Origin of the sequence: Paractinoplanes polyasparticus (assembly GCF_019710575.1) — a bacterium.
GTDB classification, from domain to species: domain Bacteria; phylum Actinomycetota; class Actinomycetes; order Mycobacteriales; family Micromonosporaceae; genus Actinoplanes; species Actinoplanes polyasparticus.
In genome coordinates this window covers 1-17891 of the sequence record NZ_JAHWFK010000088.1, presented here as the reverse complement: position 1 = coordinate 17891, position 17891 = coordinate 1, and the positions used below count along the sequence as shown (strand labels likewise).

The window sequence follows — 17891 nt, the reverse complement described above, 5'->3', positions numbered from 1 at the left end:
AGCGAGCCAGATAACCTCACCCCTGCCCCGACCGGCGGCAGGTAACCACCGCTCCATCAAAGCGGGGGCAACTCAAACGGAGACCTGGCGGCAGCCCGGGAGGCGATCACCGAGGCCATGCGGCTGTACAAGTCACAAGCCGACCAGTCACGCCCGCTGGCCGACCGCTTCCCCAACCACTACGGAATGACTCTGTTGCACAATGCCGCCATGGCCGTCGTGCTGCAACGAGACGACACGACTGCCGCCGAATACATCACGGCCGTGCTCACCATGCCGGTTCCCGCCCGCGACTACGTCCTCGGCGTCATCGAGCGTGCGGCACTGATCGCTGTGCGGGGTAAGCACTTCGCTCTCGCACTCACCCTGATAGCCGGAACAACCACGGTGGGACACCCAGTGCACTCACTCTGCGACCGGCACCTGGAAGCAGCAGCCAACACAGCGGAACAAGCCATCGGGCCCGCGGCCGCCAAAAGCCACGTCCGTTCAAGGCTCGTCGATGACCGTACGCAGCTCATCGCACTGGCCCTCAACGGCGACACGCTGCTCGGTGACGACCCGACCGGTGTCCTGACCCGTCGGGAGCTTGCCGTGGCCCGGCGCGTCGCCGGCGGCCGGACGAACGGTCAGATCGCGAAGGAGCTCCACCTCAGCCCACGCACGACAGCCAGCCACCTCGCAAACATCCGCACCAAGCTGGGCGTCCGGAACCGAGTCGAAGTTGCTCTGTGGGTCACCCGAAGCAACCCGCTCGAGCCGCCGGGTTGCCGTGCTCGAATTCGGGCCGAACGGCTGTATTGACGGCGCGAATCGACCGGAGGCGGCCTGAGGAGCGAGGTCAGTGAACGCCGGATGGCGGTATGTCACGCGGCGGGCGCAGGCCGTCGAGGATCACCGATCGCAGCCGGTCGGCCCGCTCGCCGCGTTCGGCCGGAGTAAGCAGCGACAGATAACCGATCAGCAGAATGACGTCGCGGGCGTCGATGTCCTCGCGTACGGTGCCGGCAGCCCGGCCCGCGGTGAGCAGCAGGTCGACGGCTTGTGTGATCCGGCGGTGGCCGTGCTCGACCGCGTCGGTTCGCATCGCCGCCTCGACGGCGGCGAAGACACCCTGCTTCACCCAGGCGTACTGCTCCACCCGCTGCAGCCACCGGGACAGCGCCTCCGCCGGCGGCAGAGCGCGAGTCAGGGTCTCAGCCTCGTCACACATGTCGTCGACATCGCGGCGGTAGACCTCCAGGAGCAGAGACTCGCGGGTGGGAAAGTGCCGGTAGAGAGTGCCTTGGCCGACCCCTGCCGCCTTCGCGATCTCGTTGAGCCGTACGTCACCGATCGCTTCCGCGCTGCTCACGATGTCACGAGCCGCCTCCAGGATGCGCGCTCGGTTCTCGACCGCATCGGAGCGTGGAGCCATGACGACGCCCCCATAAACCACTGAATCGACAGGTGCCCAACGGATCCGGACAAGCGTCCGTATTCGAGGAGACTACGTCGGCCGTATCGGAATGCAAATCCTGCAACTCCTTGTTTTGATATCGACGGGTGCCTATCGTCCCGAGGTAAGCGCTTTCCTGTCGTGGGGAGGGCGGCGCGACACCCCCGACGATGGAAGCGAGACACAGTGAAACGATCAGTCGCCCTACGATGGTCGGCGGGAGCCGCCACCGCGATCACCGCCGCCGCAATCGTGATGACGTTGCCGGCCACCCAGGCCCTCGCGGCCGACAACCTGAGCCTGGGCGCCGGCGCCGACGGCTCCAGCAAGGCCAGCGGCACCAGCTATGGCAACGTCAAGGACGGGAACACCGGCACCTACTGGTCACCAGCCGGCGCGACCGGATACGTCTCGGTCAAGTGGAGCAGCGCCACGACGGTCTCCTCGGCCACCATCAGGCAGGCCTCGGGCGGTGGCTCGATCAGCGCCTGGCGGGTGCTCAACGCCGACACCGGCGCCGTGCTGACCAGTGGCAGCGGCAGCCCGAGCACAATCTCGTTCGCCTCGACGTCGCTGAAGAAGCTCACCTTCGACATCACGAGCGCGTCCGGCGCCCCGCGCATCGCCGAGTTCGAGACGTACGCCGGTGGCGGTGGCACAACGCCGACCACCGGCCCCACCACGAACCCGCCCAACCCGACCCCCACCCCGACCAGCAACCCGGGCGGCGGCACACCGACCGGCGCCTGGCCGTCCTCGGCCGGTTCGGCGAGCATCTCCGGCACGGTCAACGTCTCGGGCACCTTCGACGGTGGCATGAAGACGTACTGCTGCATAGGTGACGGCTCGCAGAACGAGTCCCAGGACCCGATGTTCAGTATCGCCAACGGCGGCACCCTGCAGAACGTCATCCTCGGCTCCCCGGCCGGCGACGGCGTGCACTGCGAGGGCACCTGCACCATCCGCAACGTGTGGTGGAACGACATCGGCGAGGACGCTGCCACCTTCAAGGGCACCGGCAACGGCACGAGCTACGTCATCGGCGGCGGCGCCCGGAACGGCAGCGACAAGACGTTCCAGCACAACGGCAACGGCACGGTCAACATCTCCGGCTTCTACCTGAGCGGCTCCGGCAAGCTGTACCGCGGCTGCGGCAACTGCACCAACTCGTACACACGCCACGTGCGCATCGACAACGTGCTGCTGAACGACATCGACATGGTCGCCGGCATCAACTCCAACTGGGGCGACACGGCCACGATCACCCGCGTCACCCTCAGCAACAGTGCGAGCGCCACCGTCTGCGGCAAGTATCAGGGCGTCGCCAAGGGCAGCGAGCCCAAGTACCTCGGCGCCGGCTGGAACGACAGCAACTGCAAGGTCAGCCAGAGCGACATCACGTACCGCTAAAGCCCGCCCGAGTCATAGGAGGAGCATCCGGCGCTCCTCCTATGACTGTGCCGGCTGCCGCCGCGAGCTCGATCCGGCCGGCCGCCCGCGCGTCCCTCTGGAACCACAAAGCCGACGGCTCGATACCAGCCTCGGACTTCCTGCGCCCGTCCGACGGAGCTGACATCGGAGCCCGGTTCTGATTGGACGATCCGCCGATCGACACTTCTGGGTCACCGCCCGAGGGCGAGCGCCAACTCAGCTCGTCAAGCGTCCTAGGAACCTACGTCAGAGCTTCTTCCCTTTCTACTACAAGCTGCTCGTATCGGCCTCGGCGGGCGAGATCTGGCACACGGGATCGTCTGGCCGGCCGTGTTCATGGCGGTCTTGCTGGGGATCCTGCGCGACCTGGCCCGCGAGCCTCGGCAGCTGGCCGCGGCCGGCCCACCGCGCTGCTGATCGGGACGAACTGGTTCGCCTTCATCCTCGGCGCCGCGACCGGACAGGTCGTGCAGGTCTCCCTCGGCTACTTCATCACCCCGTTGGTCAGCGTGCTGCTCGGCGTGACCGTGCTCCGCGAACGGCTACGGCGTACCCAGTGGACGGCTGTGGGCACAGGCCCGATCGCCGTGCTGGTGCTGGCCGTCGAGTACGGCGACGCTGCCGCTGATGGGCTTCGCCGCGGCGGCCAACCGACTGTCACTGACCACGTTGGGCGTCCTGCAGTACATCACGCCGATCCTGCACCTCGGCTTCGGCGTGCTCATGTTCCACGAACCGATGCCGCAGAGCCGGTTGGCCGCGTTCGCCCTCTCGTGTGGCTGGCGCTGGCCGTCTTCACCTGGGACGGCGCGCGTTCCCGAGCAGCCGCACGGCAACCGCCGGCCGTTGACGGGAGCGCCACACACCCGCGGGCCACCCTGCGCACCCACACCACCTGACAGAACCGGCCCACCCAGGATCGAAGGAGCACCGTGTCACTCGTCCGCGTTCAGAACTTCGCGATCTCGTGGGACGGATTCGGCACCCGGCGAAGGCCAGAGCGCCGACGCACACTTCGGCCACGCCGGCGAACGGCTGCACGAATGAGCCCGGCGGTGGTGGCGGCGTCGACGACGCCTTCACGCGGCAGCACGACGACACGGCGACACGGCGATCGGCGCCCAGATTATGGGCGCCGGAAAGTTCGGCCACCCCGGGTGGCACCAAGACCCGGAGTGGAAGGGCGCGTGGTGTCCCAACCCACCGTTCCACTCACCGGTTTTCGTCCTTACCCACCACACGCGCCCTTCGATCGAGATGGAGGGCGGCACGACATGCCACTTCGTCGACCACGCGCACATCGTGGTGGTCCCGATCCTGCTCGGCCGGGGTGTCCTCCTCTGGGACGGGCTGGAGGGCATCGAGCAGAAGTACCGGGTGGAGACCACCACCTCGCCCAGCGGCGTCACACACCTGACCTTCACCCGTGCGGCTGTCTGACCGCTTCCGTACCGAACCGAGCGCGACCCCGTGCGAAAGCGCGGTAGTCCCGTTGAGACGGTATGCACAACAGCTACCGGCTCACAGCAGTACGACCCGCGGCCTTGCGTATTGGATGGCCGTTGCGGAATAGACAGGACTGAAGCTCGTATCGAAGGGTTCGCGGAGGAGGCGGCTTCAGCGTTTCGGGTTCGTAGTGGAGCAGTTCGGCTTCTCGGCCGGACACGCCAACGGAAGGATATGTCGGCTACTTGTCCGGCGCGTGGCGCGTCTGGATTGTGCTCGAGGATGGCAAAGACTGTCGACACGTTCGTGTGACTGGACTGCGACGGCCGTGAGCGCCACGATTGTGTGTGGCAGTTGATCGCCAAGGCGAAGCTGGACGGGGCCGGCCCACACCCTCCATCAAACACAGACACCGGAGGCTCGGGCGGCTGGACTGCAGCGGCACCCAATCGGCCGACAACAACCACCAGACGGCGGGTGCCCGACTTCAACTCAGATCCATTACACCTGTACGAGCACACTCACCGTCGAAAGGTTCTCCGTGAAGCGACTTCTCGCTCTGGTCATGGCCACCGTACCGGCCGCTGTCTTCGGTGTCGTCAGCCCCGCTCAGGCCGCTCTGCCGGTGTTCTACTTCTCCCGGATCCAGTACGACTCGCCGGGTAGCGATACCCGCAGCGCGGGCAGCCTGAACGCGGAATGGTTCAAGCTGACCAACTCGACGACCAAGCCGCAGCAGCTACGCAACTTCAGCGTGAAGGACGCGGCGGGCAAGACCTACAAGTTCGCGGTGTCAACGGTGGTCGCACCCAAGTCGTCCATCGTGGTGCACACCGGCCGGGGTTCCTCAGGTGCCCCGAACAGCTGGGACCGTTACTGGGGTTCGGGCAACTACATCTGGAACAACCCCGGTGACACCGCCAAGCTCTACACCCCGAGCGGCGCCGTTCTCGACAGCTGCAAGTGGACGCGGGTCAGCCCGGGAGCCACGAACTGCTGATCGCCTTCAGCTGAAGCCGCCCTGGCACCTGGCGCCTGGGCGGCTCCCCTTGTGTACTCACGGATACGTACCAGCTGCCGGCGCGCGAGACCGGCGCAAGCGGTGACGTGCCTGGGACGCACGTGTCAGATCACCGGATTTCCCGGTTCTCGGTCGCCCACACCGCCCTCAGGCCGGCGTCGGTCGAATAGAACAAGTGATGCCGCAACTCGGGGACGGATTCCAGCTTCCGCCGCAGCGCGTACGGATGAGCTGATCTCGCGGCCAGGAACGGTTGGGCGGCGAGCATGGTCCGAAGATCTCCGACCCGCCAATCCGCGCCCAGCAGTTTCCTCGCGCGCATGAGCAGCGCCACTCCGTCGAGCGGCATCCCGTCCACATAGATGTCGGCGGTCAACGGCATGTCCGGCACCGGATCGGGCGGCAGGGCGAACCCGGAACTCCGCCACACCTCGAACGCGGGAGCGACGAGCTCGAGGTCGGCTTCGCCGAGACCGCCCAGGTCGGCCGAGAACACCGGGCCGCCGCCGTCGCACTTGAGGAAGAACCCCCGGTCGCCTTCCTGGCCGATCATGAGGTAGCCCGCGAGCCACTCGCCGACTCCGTAGGTGGTGTTGCGCTCCGGCAGGGATTCCCGCCGGTACACGACCACTCCGGCGGCGGTGACGACATCGTCGGTGGCTGCGTCCAGCCACCGCTGGTAGGCGGGATCCGTCCGGGCGACCAGCTGCTCGACCATCTCCACCTCCGACTCCTTTCTGTCGTCACCGCCGACGGCGGCAGGCGCTAGATGGCCCCGAGATTGTTGAAATACTTATAGGCCCGTGCGATTGCTTTTCTCGCTGCTTTCTGCGGCACCCCGGCCGATATCATCTGCTGATACGACGACCGGAACTCGTCCTGGATGGACGTACCGTACCCCACGCGGTTCCGCAAGGCCCTTTGCATCCCGCTGATCTGCGCGTGCGGCAGACCGGACGACGACTGAATCAGAATGGTCGGCGCGGCACCACGCGAGTAGCCGGGAATGCTCTGCCTTCTCGCCCATTCGTCCTGGATGACGTGATGACTCTGAACCTGGTTGTCGGCCATGGTGTTGGTGTGACCAGGCGCCCGGTTGGCCTGCGGAGACAGGTTCCGGTGAATTCCCACGTCGTTGGTCTCGTACGAGACCTTGCAGGTCGTCGCATCGAACGTGGTGTTGTGGACCAGTAGCGGTGCGTCGCCGACGACCACGAAGTACGTGTGCAGGTCGTCGACGCTGAGGTCGTACGTGATCTCTTGGTGCTCGTAGGAATCTACCGCCGAGACCTGCACGTAGGTGCCGGCCGAGGTGCGCAGCAGTTCGTTCTCGCGCAGGTCGCCCGCGTCGACCCACTTCTCACGGGTCACCGACCAGAACGGGTGGTGCGCGGTGGTCGTCACCGTGTCGGAGCCGACCGTGACGTCGACGAACTCCTTGTCGTCGTCAGTACGGATGGTGTGGGTGACCTGCCGGTCGCCGGCCTCACCGGTCTCAGGGTCAGTCGCCTCTACGGTGTCGCCCGGTTCGAGCTGTTCGATGGGCTTGGTGGAACCGTCGGCCAGCAGCACCGGCGTGCCGGCGACGAAGCTGTGCGGCGTGGGGCAGGCGGACCCGTCCCCGGCTTCCTTCTTCGTCTTGGCCTTGGCCTTGGCCGCGGCGGCTTTCGCCTTGGCCTGAGCCTCGGCGGCCGCCTTCTTGGCCGCCTGTTCAGCCGCGGCCTTGGCAGCGGCTGCCTTCTCAGCGGCCGCCTTGGCCGCTGCCGCCGCTGCTTCCTTGGCTGCCTTGGCCGCGTCCTCGGCGCCCTTGATGATCGCCTTGGCCCACTTCAGCTCCTGGAAGAAGGTGACCACGGCCTTGCCGGCCCGGAAGATGGCCTCGCCGATCTTCTTGGCCTTGAAGATCTTGCCCCAGGGCAGCGCCCCGACAACCATCGAGACGCAGGCGACCAGGTCACCCTTGAGGCAGTTGAGGATGTCGTTGATCCCCAGGAACTCCATCAGGATCTGCCCGCCGGCCTCCAGGATCACGTCGAGCGTGCTCTTGGACTGCAGCTGGTTGGCCTTGGCCAGATCCTCCGGCGACGGACCGGTCATGGCGGCCGGCGTCGTGGCCGTCGTGGTCGGCCCGGCGTCGGGGACCATGCCGGTCGGGTCGCTGAACGCCACCGGGTTGTTCGCGGCGTACGTGTACTCCGAGCTCGCGCCGGCCCCGGTCGCCATCGGGTCGCGGCTGTCGAAACGGCCGGTCCCCGGGTCGTAGTTACGGGCCCGCAGGTAGTAGTTGCCCTTGCCCGACGTGTCGTCCTGGTAGGCGCCGGCGAACCGCATCGGGTTCTCGACGCTCGCCTCCGGCCGCTCCTGCCCGGCCAGGGTCGGCCCCTCGCGAGGGTTGCCGTACGGGTCGTAGTCGTAGCTCTCCTGCGGCACCCCGGACGGTGACAGCAGGCTCGACGTGCCGCCCAGCCAGTCATGGGTGTACGGGTGCACCCCGGCCGCCGGGTCCAGCAGTGCGAGGGGCTCGTCGTCCGGCCCGTACGCGAAGCCGCGTTTCTCGACGACCGTGCCGCCCTGCTCGACGGTGTCCAGGCCGATCTGCGGCAGCGTCCCGGCCACGTCCCACGACCAGCGTTGCGTCGTGGATTCCGCCTTGAACGCCGTGGTCGAAGCGATCCGTAGACCCCCGGCGTCGTACCGGAACGTGGTGGCCTGCCCGGACGCCAGCGTCGCCCTGGCGACCGTGTTGTCCAGGTTGTACTCGAGCCGGTCGCCACCCGCCTTGATCTGGTTGCCACGGGCGTCGTAGCGGTACTCGGTCTCACGCTCGTGGTCCGGGCCGTCGAGCTCCTCCTCGACGAGCTGGTCGGCGTCGTCGTACTCGTACTCGGTGACGTCATTGCCGGCCGTGCCCGAGCGGACCTGCTTGGTGCGGTTGCCGACCAGGTCGTACCGGTAGTCGATGCGCCCGACCGGCTTGACCGTCTTGTCGGTGCAGGACGCCACGCCGTAGCAGGCCGAGGTGAGCTGGTCGGCCTCGTCGTAGGCGTAGGCGACCGACTCGGCAATCCCGCCGCGGGTGGTCACCACCCGGCTCGGGTTGCCGACCTTGTCGAGCGTCAGGTCGTATCGGCCGACCGGGTCCTGCACGCCCGGCACCGCGTCACCGGTGCGCTCGGTGCCGATCGAGGTGAGCCGCCCCGCGTCGTCGTAGACCCGCTTCTCGGCCAGACCGGTCGACACCGGCAGCGTGGTGGTGGTCCGCCGGCCCGAGACGTCGTAACCGAAGTCCCACGTGGAGCCGGCCGCGGTCAGCGAGGTGATCCGGCTGGCCGCGTCGTAGCCGTACGACACGGTCGTGCCGTCCGGGTACTGCCGGTTGGTGATGTTGCCGCGGGCGTCGTAGTCGTAGCCGTACTTCTCGTCGGGCCGGCCGGCCTCCTTGCGGGTGACCGACTTGATCTGGTCCTCGTCGTCGTAGGCAACCTCACGTACCCCGGCCGGATCCCCGTACGAGGTGATCCGGTCCTTCGCGTCGTAGCCGAAGGTGTAGATCGGGCCGCTGGTGCCCTGGGTGCGCTTGGCGAGCCGGTTGACGATGTCGAACTCGTCGAAAATGGTCCGGGCGGCGATCTGGCCGGCGCTGAGATCGTCGAACTCCTCGTCCTCGCCGAGCGTCAGCGTCTGGATCCGGTTGCTGTCGGCGTCGTACTTGGTGTAGGTGCTGCGCTCGAGCGGGTCCGTGCTGCGGATCAGCCGTCCCGCGTCGTCGTAGTAGATCGACGTCCGATTGCCCCGCGGGTCGGTGACCGAGGAGAGAGAACCGTCCTCCCCGTACGAATAGAGGGTCGACTCCTCCTCCGGATCGTCGGAGTCGAACTCGGCGTTCGGCGCGGTGACCGTACGCGGCTGGTCGTCGTCGGTGTAGGTGTAGCGCGTGGTGTGCCCGTTGGCGTCGGTCGTCGACACCTCACGGTTCAGCGCGTCGAACTTCGTCGTGCTGACGTTGTCGAGCGCGTCGATCGTCCGGACCGGGTTGCCGGCCAGGTCGTACTCGTAGTGCGCGGTGAAGCGTTCCTTGTCGGCGCCCTCGACGTTGCCCCGCGGCTCGGTGACCGCGGCCATCTGACCGTCGTCGGTGTATTCGTACGTCGTGACGCCGCCGGTCGCCGAGGTCACCTTGATCTTGTTGCCGGCCTCGTCGTACTCGGTCTTGGTCTGCGCCCCGCCCGTGTCGGTGATCCCGGTCTGACGTCCCGACTTGTCGTAGGTCATCGACGACGTGCGGCCCAGGCTGTCCCGCGTCTGGGTGACCAGGCCCGAGTTCGCCCGCGTCGTCGACGACGCCTTGCCGAACTCGTCGACCGTCTCGACGCTGCGGTCCAGATCGTCGACCCGGTAGTCCTTCACCGCGACCTGCCCGTTCGGGTAGGGCCGGCGCACCTGGATCAGGTTGTCGTTGTGGTCGTAGACGTAGCTGGTGGTGAAGTCGGCCTTGACCGCCCCGGGCACGTTGCCGCGCGGCGAGGTGACCGAAGCGACCAGGCCCTTGGCGTTGTACGCCCAGCTGGTGACCAGGTCGGCCTCGTGCTTCATGTCGGTCGCGGCGGTCAGCCGGCGCCCGGCGGCGGTGTACGTGTAGAGCATCGTGCGGCGCGCCTCGAACGTGGCCTTGGGCAGACCGTTGTCGAAGTACGCGTACGAGACCGACACGCCACCGGCGGACGTCGACTTCCTCAGCTGCCCGACGGAGTCGTACTCGCTGCGGTCCGGGTTGCGCTTGCCCGGCGCGTGGACCGCCACCGTGCGGTCCAGGTTGTCGTAGACCGTACGGGTGGTGTAGCTCTCCGGTTTCGCCCCGGCCACCGTGCCGCGCGGGTCGGTGACGCTGATCTGCCGGCCGACCTTGTCGTAGCCGAACGCGACCCGGCGTCCCTCGGGCGAGATCGACGCGCTCGCCAGACCCGCGTTGGCCTGACCGTCCGCGATGTTCTCGTAGCGGGTGACCTTGCCCCGCTGGTCGGTCACGGTCGAAGGCAGGCCCCGGGAGTCGTACGTGTAGGTGATCGAGTGGTTCTCGGGATCGGTGCTCTTGACCAGCTCGTCGAACTCGTTGTACTCGTCCTTCCACGTCTGGCCGTCGCCGTCGACGTGGGTGGTCGGGTTGTTGCGCGCGTCGTACTGGGTCTTCTGGCTGAACTTGCGGCCGGGCGCGAACTGCTCGATCAGGTTCCCGGCGGCGTCGTAGCGCGACTCGTGCTGGTTCTGGTTGCCGTTGACGACCAGGTTGCGGTTGAGCGTGCCGTCGTACCGGTGGCTGTTGGTGTCGCCGTTGCCGCGCTGGGTGTAGAGCAGCACGTTGCCCTTGTAGCCGTCCCAGACGACCACGTTGTCGGCGTCGGTGGTCTTGGCCTCCTGCTTGCCGGCGTTCCACTCGAACGTGGTGGCGGCGCCCAGCGCGTCGAGCTGGCGCACGATCCGGCCGGTCTCGCCGTACTCGTTGGTGAGCGTCACGACCTTGCGCGGGTCGATCACCTGGGTCAGCAGGCGGGCCGCGTTGTACTTGTACTGCCACTCCTCGCCGGCGGCGTCGCGCACCTTGGTGAGCAGGCCGTCGGTGTAGAAGAAGAGCGTCTTGCGGCCGTCGGGCAGGGTGATCGAGTCGATCAGCCCAGCGGTGATCTTGACGATCGCCTTGCGCCCGGACGCGTCGGTCACGGTGACGCCGGTGTCGGTGTGCGCGAACCGCAGGCCCACCTGGCGCGGGTTGAGGACCGAGACCAGCCGGCCCTGCGCGTCGAACGAGAACACGAAGTTGTCGCGGGTCGTCAACGCCCAGCCGTCGGCCGTCTTCCGCAGCGTCGAGCGAACACCCGGCGGGCGTACGAAGCCGTCGCCGTCGGCCTTGAACAGGGTGTCGGAGCCGTCCTCGGCCCGCACCAGCACGCCGCCGTCGACCGGGGTGACCTTCAGGTCGTACACCCAGGCCCAGCCCGGCCCGAACGCGGAGGCGCCGGTGTTCAGCGACGCGTAGGCGCGCCCCGAGGCGAACGGGACCCCGAACGAGTTCATCGACAGGTCGGTCTCGGTGCGCGTGAAGCCACCGGTGCCGGTGTTCACGCCGATCGCCCGTACGGCCTGGCCGGCGTTGGTCATGCCCAGCGCGACCGAGCAGCCGCAGCCGGCCGCCTGCCGGTCCGGGATGGCCGGCGGGTCCACGGTCGTACGCGGCTGCGCGTTCTCCGAGTTGGCCGACGACACCTCACCGTCGGGGTAGATGCCGGTGACGGTGACGAAGTAATTCCTGTTCGCGTCGAGCTGCCAGCCCTCGTCCGCGCCGAGCGACTTGCAGAAGGTACGCAGCTCCCCGCAGCCGTCGTTGCCGAGCTTGTCCAGCCCGAGCACCACGGATTCCTGTTTCGTCTGCGAATCGGCGTCGTAGAGGTCCAGCCGCCACGACTCGAACCCGCGGTCCTTGAGGTTGAAGTAGACGACCAGCGAGGTGTCCCCGATCACGAACCCGGGCCGCAGCAGCACGTCGACGAACGCCTCACCCGGCGCGGCGGCCACCGCCCGGGAGATCTCGGCCTTGCTCACCTTCTCGGCCGTGCCGCCCGCCTCGACCAGCGGCGGCACGATCGGCGGCCGATCCTTCTCGGCGACCGCGGTGGTACGGGCGGCACCGCCGGGCAGTCCGCGCCGCTGCGGCGCGGCCCCGGCGGTGACCTTCGGGACGTCGCCGCTGGGCTCGGCCGCGCGGGCCGGTTCGTCGGCCGGTGGGGCCAGGGTGGCGACGAGCAGAAAGGCGGTGAACCCGGCCAGCCATCGAGCCCGCGCAGACCTGTGCGCATAAGACATGATCATTTTCCTCCCCCGTGAGATGATCGGAGGAAGCCAAACATGGACATGTCTCGATGGATGGCCATCTGTCCTTGATCCGTCACCACACCGAGGTTTGACCGGCTCGTCCACAGTGGGGCCGGCGACCTGCACGGCCGAGGCCCAGGTGCTTCCTTGAGAACCTCGATCATCAGCCCGGACATCAAGAGACCGGTGTCGTCACGCCCGCGCCGGTCTGGACCGCCGCAGCGGCCCCTGACGGTCAGGCCGCGCTGGTGTCGCGTCGGGGCATCGCAGGTCAGACGGTTTCCAATCTGGCGCGTAGGCGCTCAGCATCCGGGTGTTCGAGGTCTTCGAGGATGTTCCGGGCGAGAGTCCAAGCAGTCCTCGCACCGACCGTGTCACCGGCGGCGTGACAGGCATCCCCGAGGTGAGCGGTGGAGTCCGCTTCGTTGTAGCGGTCGCGAAGCTCACGGAACAGGCCGATGGCCTGCCGGAAGCACTCGACTGCTCGCTCCTGCTCACCCAGGCGGTGACAGGCGAAACCCACGCTGTCCCAGGTGTGGGCAGCGCCGTGCCGGTTCCCCGTACGCAGGTGCACGTCGAGGGCCTGTTCGCAGTGCACGAGGGCCTGACCGTAGTCGCCCAGCTGCGCGAAGTCCCAGCCCACGGCGTTGAGCGCGTCCGCTTCGCCGCGCAGGTGCCCGGCGGCCCGGTAGAGCGCCAAGGCCTGCTGATCATGCCCGACGGCGAGGTCGTGCCGTCCTTGTCGCTCCCACACCACGCCAAGCTGGAGGTGGGTGCGGGCTTGCCCGGTCAGGCTCCCGCCCTCGGCGTACAGCTCGAGGGCCCGGTCGTAGTCGGCGTGAGCTTCGGTGTATCGACCGAGCAGGGCTTGGGCATGGGCGAGATTGCGGTAAGCGTGGGCCTGCGCCACGAGATCTCCGAGACGCCCGGCGGTGTCGCGAGCTGCCCGCCACGTGACGATGAGGTCATGCCAGTGACCCTGGCGGGTGAGGAAGGTGTCCAGACACCAGGCCAGTTGCCAGGCGTGGCGGTCGAAGCCGGCGCCGTCGGCCCGACGGATGGTGGCGAGCAGCACAGGATGCTCGGCCGTCAGCCAGGCCATCGCTGCTTTGAGATCAGCGGGTCGTTCGGGGTTCGCCCCGGCCGCGGCCGGTCCGAGCGGCAGAGGAATCGGGTCCTGGTGCGGACGCAGGAGCCTGGCGGCAGTATGCGCGGTGTGGGTGTAGTGATCCATCAGCCGGGTCACATCGGCGCGCGCCGCGGCACGACCGTTCGTGCTCTCCGTGAGGTCGGCGGCGTACGCGCGCAACAGATCGTGGCTGCTGTACCGGCCGGGCACGTGTTGGACGACCAGGTTGATACGGACGAGTTCGTCCAGTGACAGCCGCACCTGGGGAATCGGCTGGCCCGCCAGACTTGCCGCCGCGGCGGTGGAGATGTCCGGGCCGACATGCTGACCCAGGAGCCGGAACAGGCGCGCGGCGGGTGAGGTCAGCGCGCTGTAGGACCACGAGAAGACCGCCCGTACCTCGCTCACGGCATCGCCGCCGTTCAGCGCGTCCAAACGGCTGGTGGCGTCGCCCAGCTCAGCAGCGATGCCCCTGAGCGAGGAACCGCTGTGGTCGGCTCGGGCGGCGGCGATGCCCAGGGCGAGCGGCAACCGCGCGCAGGCAGTGATGACCTCCTCGGTGGCGTGAGGTTCGGCCTCGGTCCGCTCAGCGCCCAGTCGACGGGTCAGCAGGGCCCGGGCCTCGTCCCGGGTGAACAGGTCGAGGGCCAACGGGTGGGCGCCGTCGACGGCCAGCAGCGGAGTCAGCCGGTTCCGGCTGGTGACCACCACGGCCGCGGTCGAGCTGCCGGGAAGCAGCGGCCGCACTTGTTCGGCGTCGCGCGCGTTGTCCAGCACGACCAGGATCCGCCGGCCGGCCAGCCGGCTGCGATACAGCGCGGCCTGGGCGTCCAGGGTGGCGGGAATCTGCTCGGGTGCCAGGTTCAGAGCTTCGAGGAATCCTCGTACGGCCTCGGTCGGCGTCTTGGCCCGGGCCGCGGGATCGAAACCGCGCAGGTTGACGTACAGCTGACCGTCCGGATACCGGCCGGCGACCCGGTGGGCCCAGTACGCCGCCAACGTACTCTTGCCGACCCCGGCCGGACCCGAGATCACGCAGGTGACCATTTGGACCGGGTCGGTGTCGGCCGCGCGCTCGATCAGTTTGTCAAGCCTGCGAAGGTGCTCGGTGCGGCCGACGAACGGTGCCGGCGCGGCGGGAAGCTGAGCCGGCCGCACGACGTCCGGCCGCGTGATGTCGACGCTCGAGGCTGTGTCCGATGCCGCATCGCCGCTGAGGATCGCTTCGAAGATCTGGCGAACCTGCGGGCCGGGTCGCACGCCGAGTTCTGCCTTCAACAGCCGGCGCAGCCGGCCGTACGCCTCGATCGCCCGCTGCTGGGAGCCGGACCGGTGCAGCGCCACCAGGAGGTGGCCCCACAGCCGCTCCCGCAGCGGGTGGCGGGTGATCAGCTCAGTCAACTCGCTGGTCAGCTCCGCATGGTGGCCCAGCGCCAGGCGCGCGGTCATCTGATCCTCCACGGCCGTGAGCCGGGCTTCTTCCAGCCGTACGGCGAACGGCAGAAGCCAATCGGCTCGGTCCATGTCGTGGAGCACCGTGCCGCGCCACAGGCCCAGAGCCCGGTCCAGGCATTCGGCAGCGGTCGCGGGCCGGCTCTCGGCGAGGGCCCGCCGTCCCTCCCCGGCCAGGCTCTCGAACACGTCGGCGTCACGTTCGCCGGGCCGCAGGTCGAGCTGATATCCGCCGGGCATCGTCCGCGGCCTGGGCTCGCCGGTGGCCGCGGCCCGGTCCAGCAGCTGACGCAGCCCGGACACGTACGTGTGCAGGTTGGCCAGTGCGGACACCGGCGGCGACCCACCCCAGAGCGCGTCGATGATCTCGTCCGTGCGCACGACGTGACCCGCGCGCAGCAGCAGAAGCGCGAGCAGAACACGCTGCTTCCGGCGGGTCGGCGACACGGGCGCGCCGTCGCCGTCGCGGATCTCCAACGGCCCCAGCACGCGAAAGGTGGGAACGGCGGGTCTACGAACGCCCTGAGCTGCTGGCGGTTGGTAGCGGGTGGTGTCGGCGTGGGGATCCGCGACGGATTCCGGCCAGTTCGTCACGGCAACTCCGGAAGGACACATGCGTAGCGGCCGGACAGCCCCTACTTGCTGAGATCTACTTTATTTGCATTCACATACGTCGATAGCCGAAAGCCATCATAGCGGCCGGCTGCCAGTCGCGGGCGCAAGCGCTGGAGGTGACCCACGCCGACAGGGTAGGAACGGACTGTCGCTCAGGCCCGGGCCGATCAACTCGGCCCGGGCCTGAGCGGTCCAGAGATGCAGGCTCCGGTCAACTACTGCAAGGCCGGCCGGAGACCATTCGGACGGGGATGAATGAATACCGGGCCGGTCTCCGGCCCGTTGGGTGCCGGCGGTTCTACACGCCACCACATTTCCGGCCAGAGAATGCGCTGACCGCTAGAAACACGAGTTGGAAGCTCCTGGATGGCGCAAAGAAGGCCGGCGATGCCGGGGATCGCCCATGCGAGACCGGTCGCACTGAGACCGGCGGCCACGCACCTTCGGAGGCTTTCATCTGTTCCCAAGGTCCGGTCCGGACCGTCAAATTGAGTGGCCCACTTCCTTGACCAACGTCCCCGGGCATCACGACTAGCGGGTGCTGCCGGAGCTGAACTATCTGATCCTCAGCAAGATCAATCATCCCAGCTCAGGCAGCACCCGCATCCTTAATTCCCCACCATCCACACCCACAGACCGGAGGACTCGGGTCAGTTTCCCGAGTCCCTGTCATAGTTGAACCAGAAGCCACCCAAGCCCGAGTCGTAGTAGCAAACGCCTACCCGCGAATAGTACCGACGAAATTCACCGCGGATTGTCTGGCATTCGGATCGTTGAATAAACGGACCCTCCGTCCGCCAATCAACGGCCAGAGCGGGTGCGGCTTGGACGACCATCAAGGTCAGGAAGAAAAGAAACGAAACTGCGACTGCCGACACTTTCTTGAGAGCAAAACTCATTTTTACCACCTCGACCGTCTAGAGCGAGAATCTACTGGGGTGGATCGTTGCCGCATCCAGGAGCACCTGAACTTACGTTCCAGAGCAAGCACCGAATAATCGACAAGATGTCGCGCCTTTCCCGAGCTGGCCTCCCAGCTCAGGGTTGTTACAGTAGGCTCGGATATCGATGGGATTGAGGCTTCAGGCAGGACGCGAATACTGCATTCCCTTTCTCTTGAGGGATCGGAGACCTTTCCGGGCGAGCGTTCACGCTTTGACCACCATGCGCGTTATCATCCGCGCCCGATGAACCGGCATTCAGGGACGGCCGCCTGATCGCTGACGACGGCGCAACGGACGAGCAAAGCTTGGCAGCGCGCGCTACACAACCACTACACACCTGCGTGTAGCCGGGTCGCCCGAGGGTTGCGGAACGCCTGCGGAGGCACCCTCTATGCCAAATCATGAGAGGCGATATCTATTCTTGGAATGGTGACTCGAGGGCGCGCCAGGACCACTAAAAGTGGATTCGAACAGTGCCGCGCTGACCCGGTACGCTATGTCGGCCGTCGATGGCCGACATGGGTGGCGGACCTTTGTCTACGAGCGCGGCCAAGTTCGCGGCCGCCCTCTCTTTTGCTCGAACTACGAGCCGGTCCGCTTCTCAGGTGCCGTCCTGTTCCCATTGGGAGAACCGGTGATAGACCGTCTTCCAGGGCCCGTAGCGGTCCGGGACCTGATGCCACTTCGCGCCGTTCTCCGTGCGCCACAAAATCCCGTTGATCACCTGCCGGTGATCACGCCACCGGCCACCACGCTGCGGATCCATGCTCGGCAGCCACGGTTGCAGACGTTCCCACTCCGGATCGGTCAAATCACCAGCCACGACAACCGCAACGATCGATCATGGCCACGCGTGATGATCCGTCAGATTCGCCCTAGGCCTGGGCGGTGGCTCCGACGGCGAACGGGTTGAAACCCCAGACCTCCGAGCCGGAACGCGGGACGATGAAGGCGTACCAGTCGTTGCCCAGCGGCTCGAACACGGCGTCGCCCGCGGTGTCTCCCAGACGGGGCGACGGCTCCACGCCGGACGTGCACCGCACCAGACCGGAGAAGTGCGACATGCCGCTGTCCGCGGTCACGTACGTGACGCAACCGCCGTGGCTCCATACGGCCGAGAAGTGATACAGGCCGTGGCTTCCGCCGAGCGGCGACGTCGCCAGCCGCTCCAAGCCGGAACGGTGCAGGGGAAACAGCACCCGGCCGGCCACCCCCGAGCACGCCACCACCATCGTCACGACGGACACCACCGGCACGATCGACCGGACCGGCCAGGACCGGCCGGCCAGCGACCCCAGCCAAGCCACAGCGGCTACCGCCCACAGGACCACGGCCACCCACAACCAGGTCAGGTAGCCGCCCGGCAGAACGACCCCGTACAGCAGCGTGACCGCAGCCACCACAACAAGGGCAATCGGCCACCAGGTGCGGGCGTTGCTCACGCCGACACGCTACAAACCCCCGACAACGTCATTTGAGTTCCCCCCGCTTTCGTGGAGCTTCTCAAACATGATCGACTGATCATGGGGAGGAAGCATTTGTGGCTGCACC

Annotated in this window: 10 protein-coding genes and 1 pseudogene; 5 read left to right on the top strand and 6 right to left on the bottom strand. The window is 67.4% G+C overall.

Annotated elements, in window-relative coordinates; translation table 11 throughout:
- Window positions 1-117: 117 nt before the first annotated feature.
- Entirely contained in the window at window positions 118-804 is a 687-nt protein-coding gene (locus tag KXC43_RS49605; protein WP_221383311.1) for a helix-turn-helix transcriptional regulator, read from the top strand.
- Window positions 805-841: 37 nt separating this feature from the next.
- Here the strand turns inward: KXC43_RS49605 and KXC43_RS49600 are convergent, their stop codons facing one another.
- Window positions 842-1417 carry a TetR/AcrR family transcriptional regulator gene (locus KXC43_RS49600; protein WP_221383310.1) on the bottom strand — a complete coding sequence of 192 codons (576 nt, stop codon included), beginning with the start codon at window positions 1415-1417 and terminating at the stop codon, window positions 842-844.
- Window positions 1418-1624: 207 nt separating this feature from the next.
- On the opposite strand from KXC43_RS49600, the gene KXC43_RS49595 reads away from it, so the two are divergent.
- The 4 genes and pseudogenes from KXC43_RS49595 to KXC43_RS49585 all read left to right on the top strand — a co-directional run bounded on the left by KXC43_RS49595 (window position 1625) and on the right by KXC43_RS49585 (window position 5315).
- On the top strand, window positions 1625-2848 hold the full coding sequence (locus KXC43_RS49595; protein ID WP_221383309.1) for a pectate lyase: 1224 nt from the start codon (window positions 1625-1627) through the stop codon (window positions 2846-2848).
- A 428-nt stretch (window positions 2849-3276) separates the two neighbouring features.
- Window positions 3277-3768 (top strand): annotated as a pseudogene (locus tag KXC43_RS52240) (EamA family transporter); the annotation flags it as partial.
- 358 nt (window positions 3769-4126) lie between these two features.
- Complete coding sequence (locus KXC43_RS52235) at window positions 4127-4309, top strand: dihydrofolate reductase family protein (RefSeq protein ID WP_255646186.1); 183 nt, start codon at window positions 4127-4129, stop codon at window positions 4307-4309.
- Window positions 4310-4856: 547 nt separating this feature from the next.
- Entirely contained in the window at window positions 4857-5315 is a 459-nt protein-coding gene (locus KXC43_RS49585) for a lamin tail domain-containing protein (protein ID WP_221383308.1), read from the top strand.
- Window positions 5316-5445: 130 nt separating this feature from the next.
- On the opposite strand, the gene KXC43_RS49580 is transcribed toward KXC43_RS49585, so the two are convergent.
- The 5 genes from KXC43_RS49580 to KXC43_RS49560 all read right to left on the bottom strand — a co-directional run bounded on the left by KXC43_RS49580 (window position 5446) and on the right by KXC43_RS49560 (window position 17782).
- Window positions 5446-6060, bottom strand: coding sequence for a hypothetical protein (locus KXC43_RS49580; RefSeq protein ID WP_221383307.1), 615 nt, complete (start codon window positions 6058-6060; stop codon window positions 5446-5448).
- Between the two features lie 41 nt (window positions 6061-6101).
- Window positions 6102-12191, bottom strand: coding sequence for an RHS repeat-associated core domain-containing protein (locus KXC43_RS49575; protein WP_221383306.1), 6090 nt, complete (start codon window positions 12189-12191; stop codon window positions 6102-6104).
- Between the two features lie 280 nt (window positions 12192-12471).
- Window positions 12472-15375, bottom strand: coding sequence for an AfsR/SARP family transcriptional regulator (locus KXC43_RS49570; RefSeq protein ID WP_221383305.1), 2904 nt, complete (start codon window positions 15373-15375; stop codon window positions 12472-12474).
- A gap of 1566 nt (window positions 15376-16941) precedes the next feature.
- Window positions 16942-17151 (bottom strand): transposase, encoded by a 210-nt coding sequence (locus KXC43_RS49565; protein WP_221383304.1) that lies wholly within the window; start codon window positions 17149-17151, stop codon window positions 16942-16944.
- Between the two features lie 64 nt (window positions 17152-17215).
- Window positions 17216-17782, bottom strand: a complete 567-nt coding sequence (locus KXC43_RS49560; protein ID WP_221383303.1) for a hypothetical protein — start codon at window positions 17780-17782, stop codon at window positions 17216-17218.
- Between the last annotated feature and the right edge of the window lie 109 nt (window positions 17783-17891).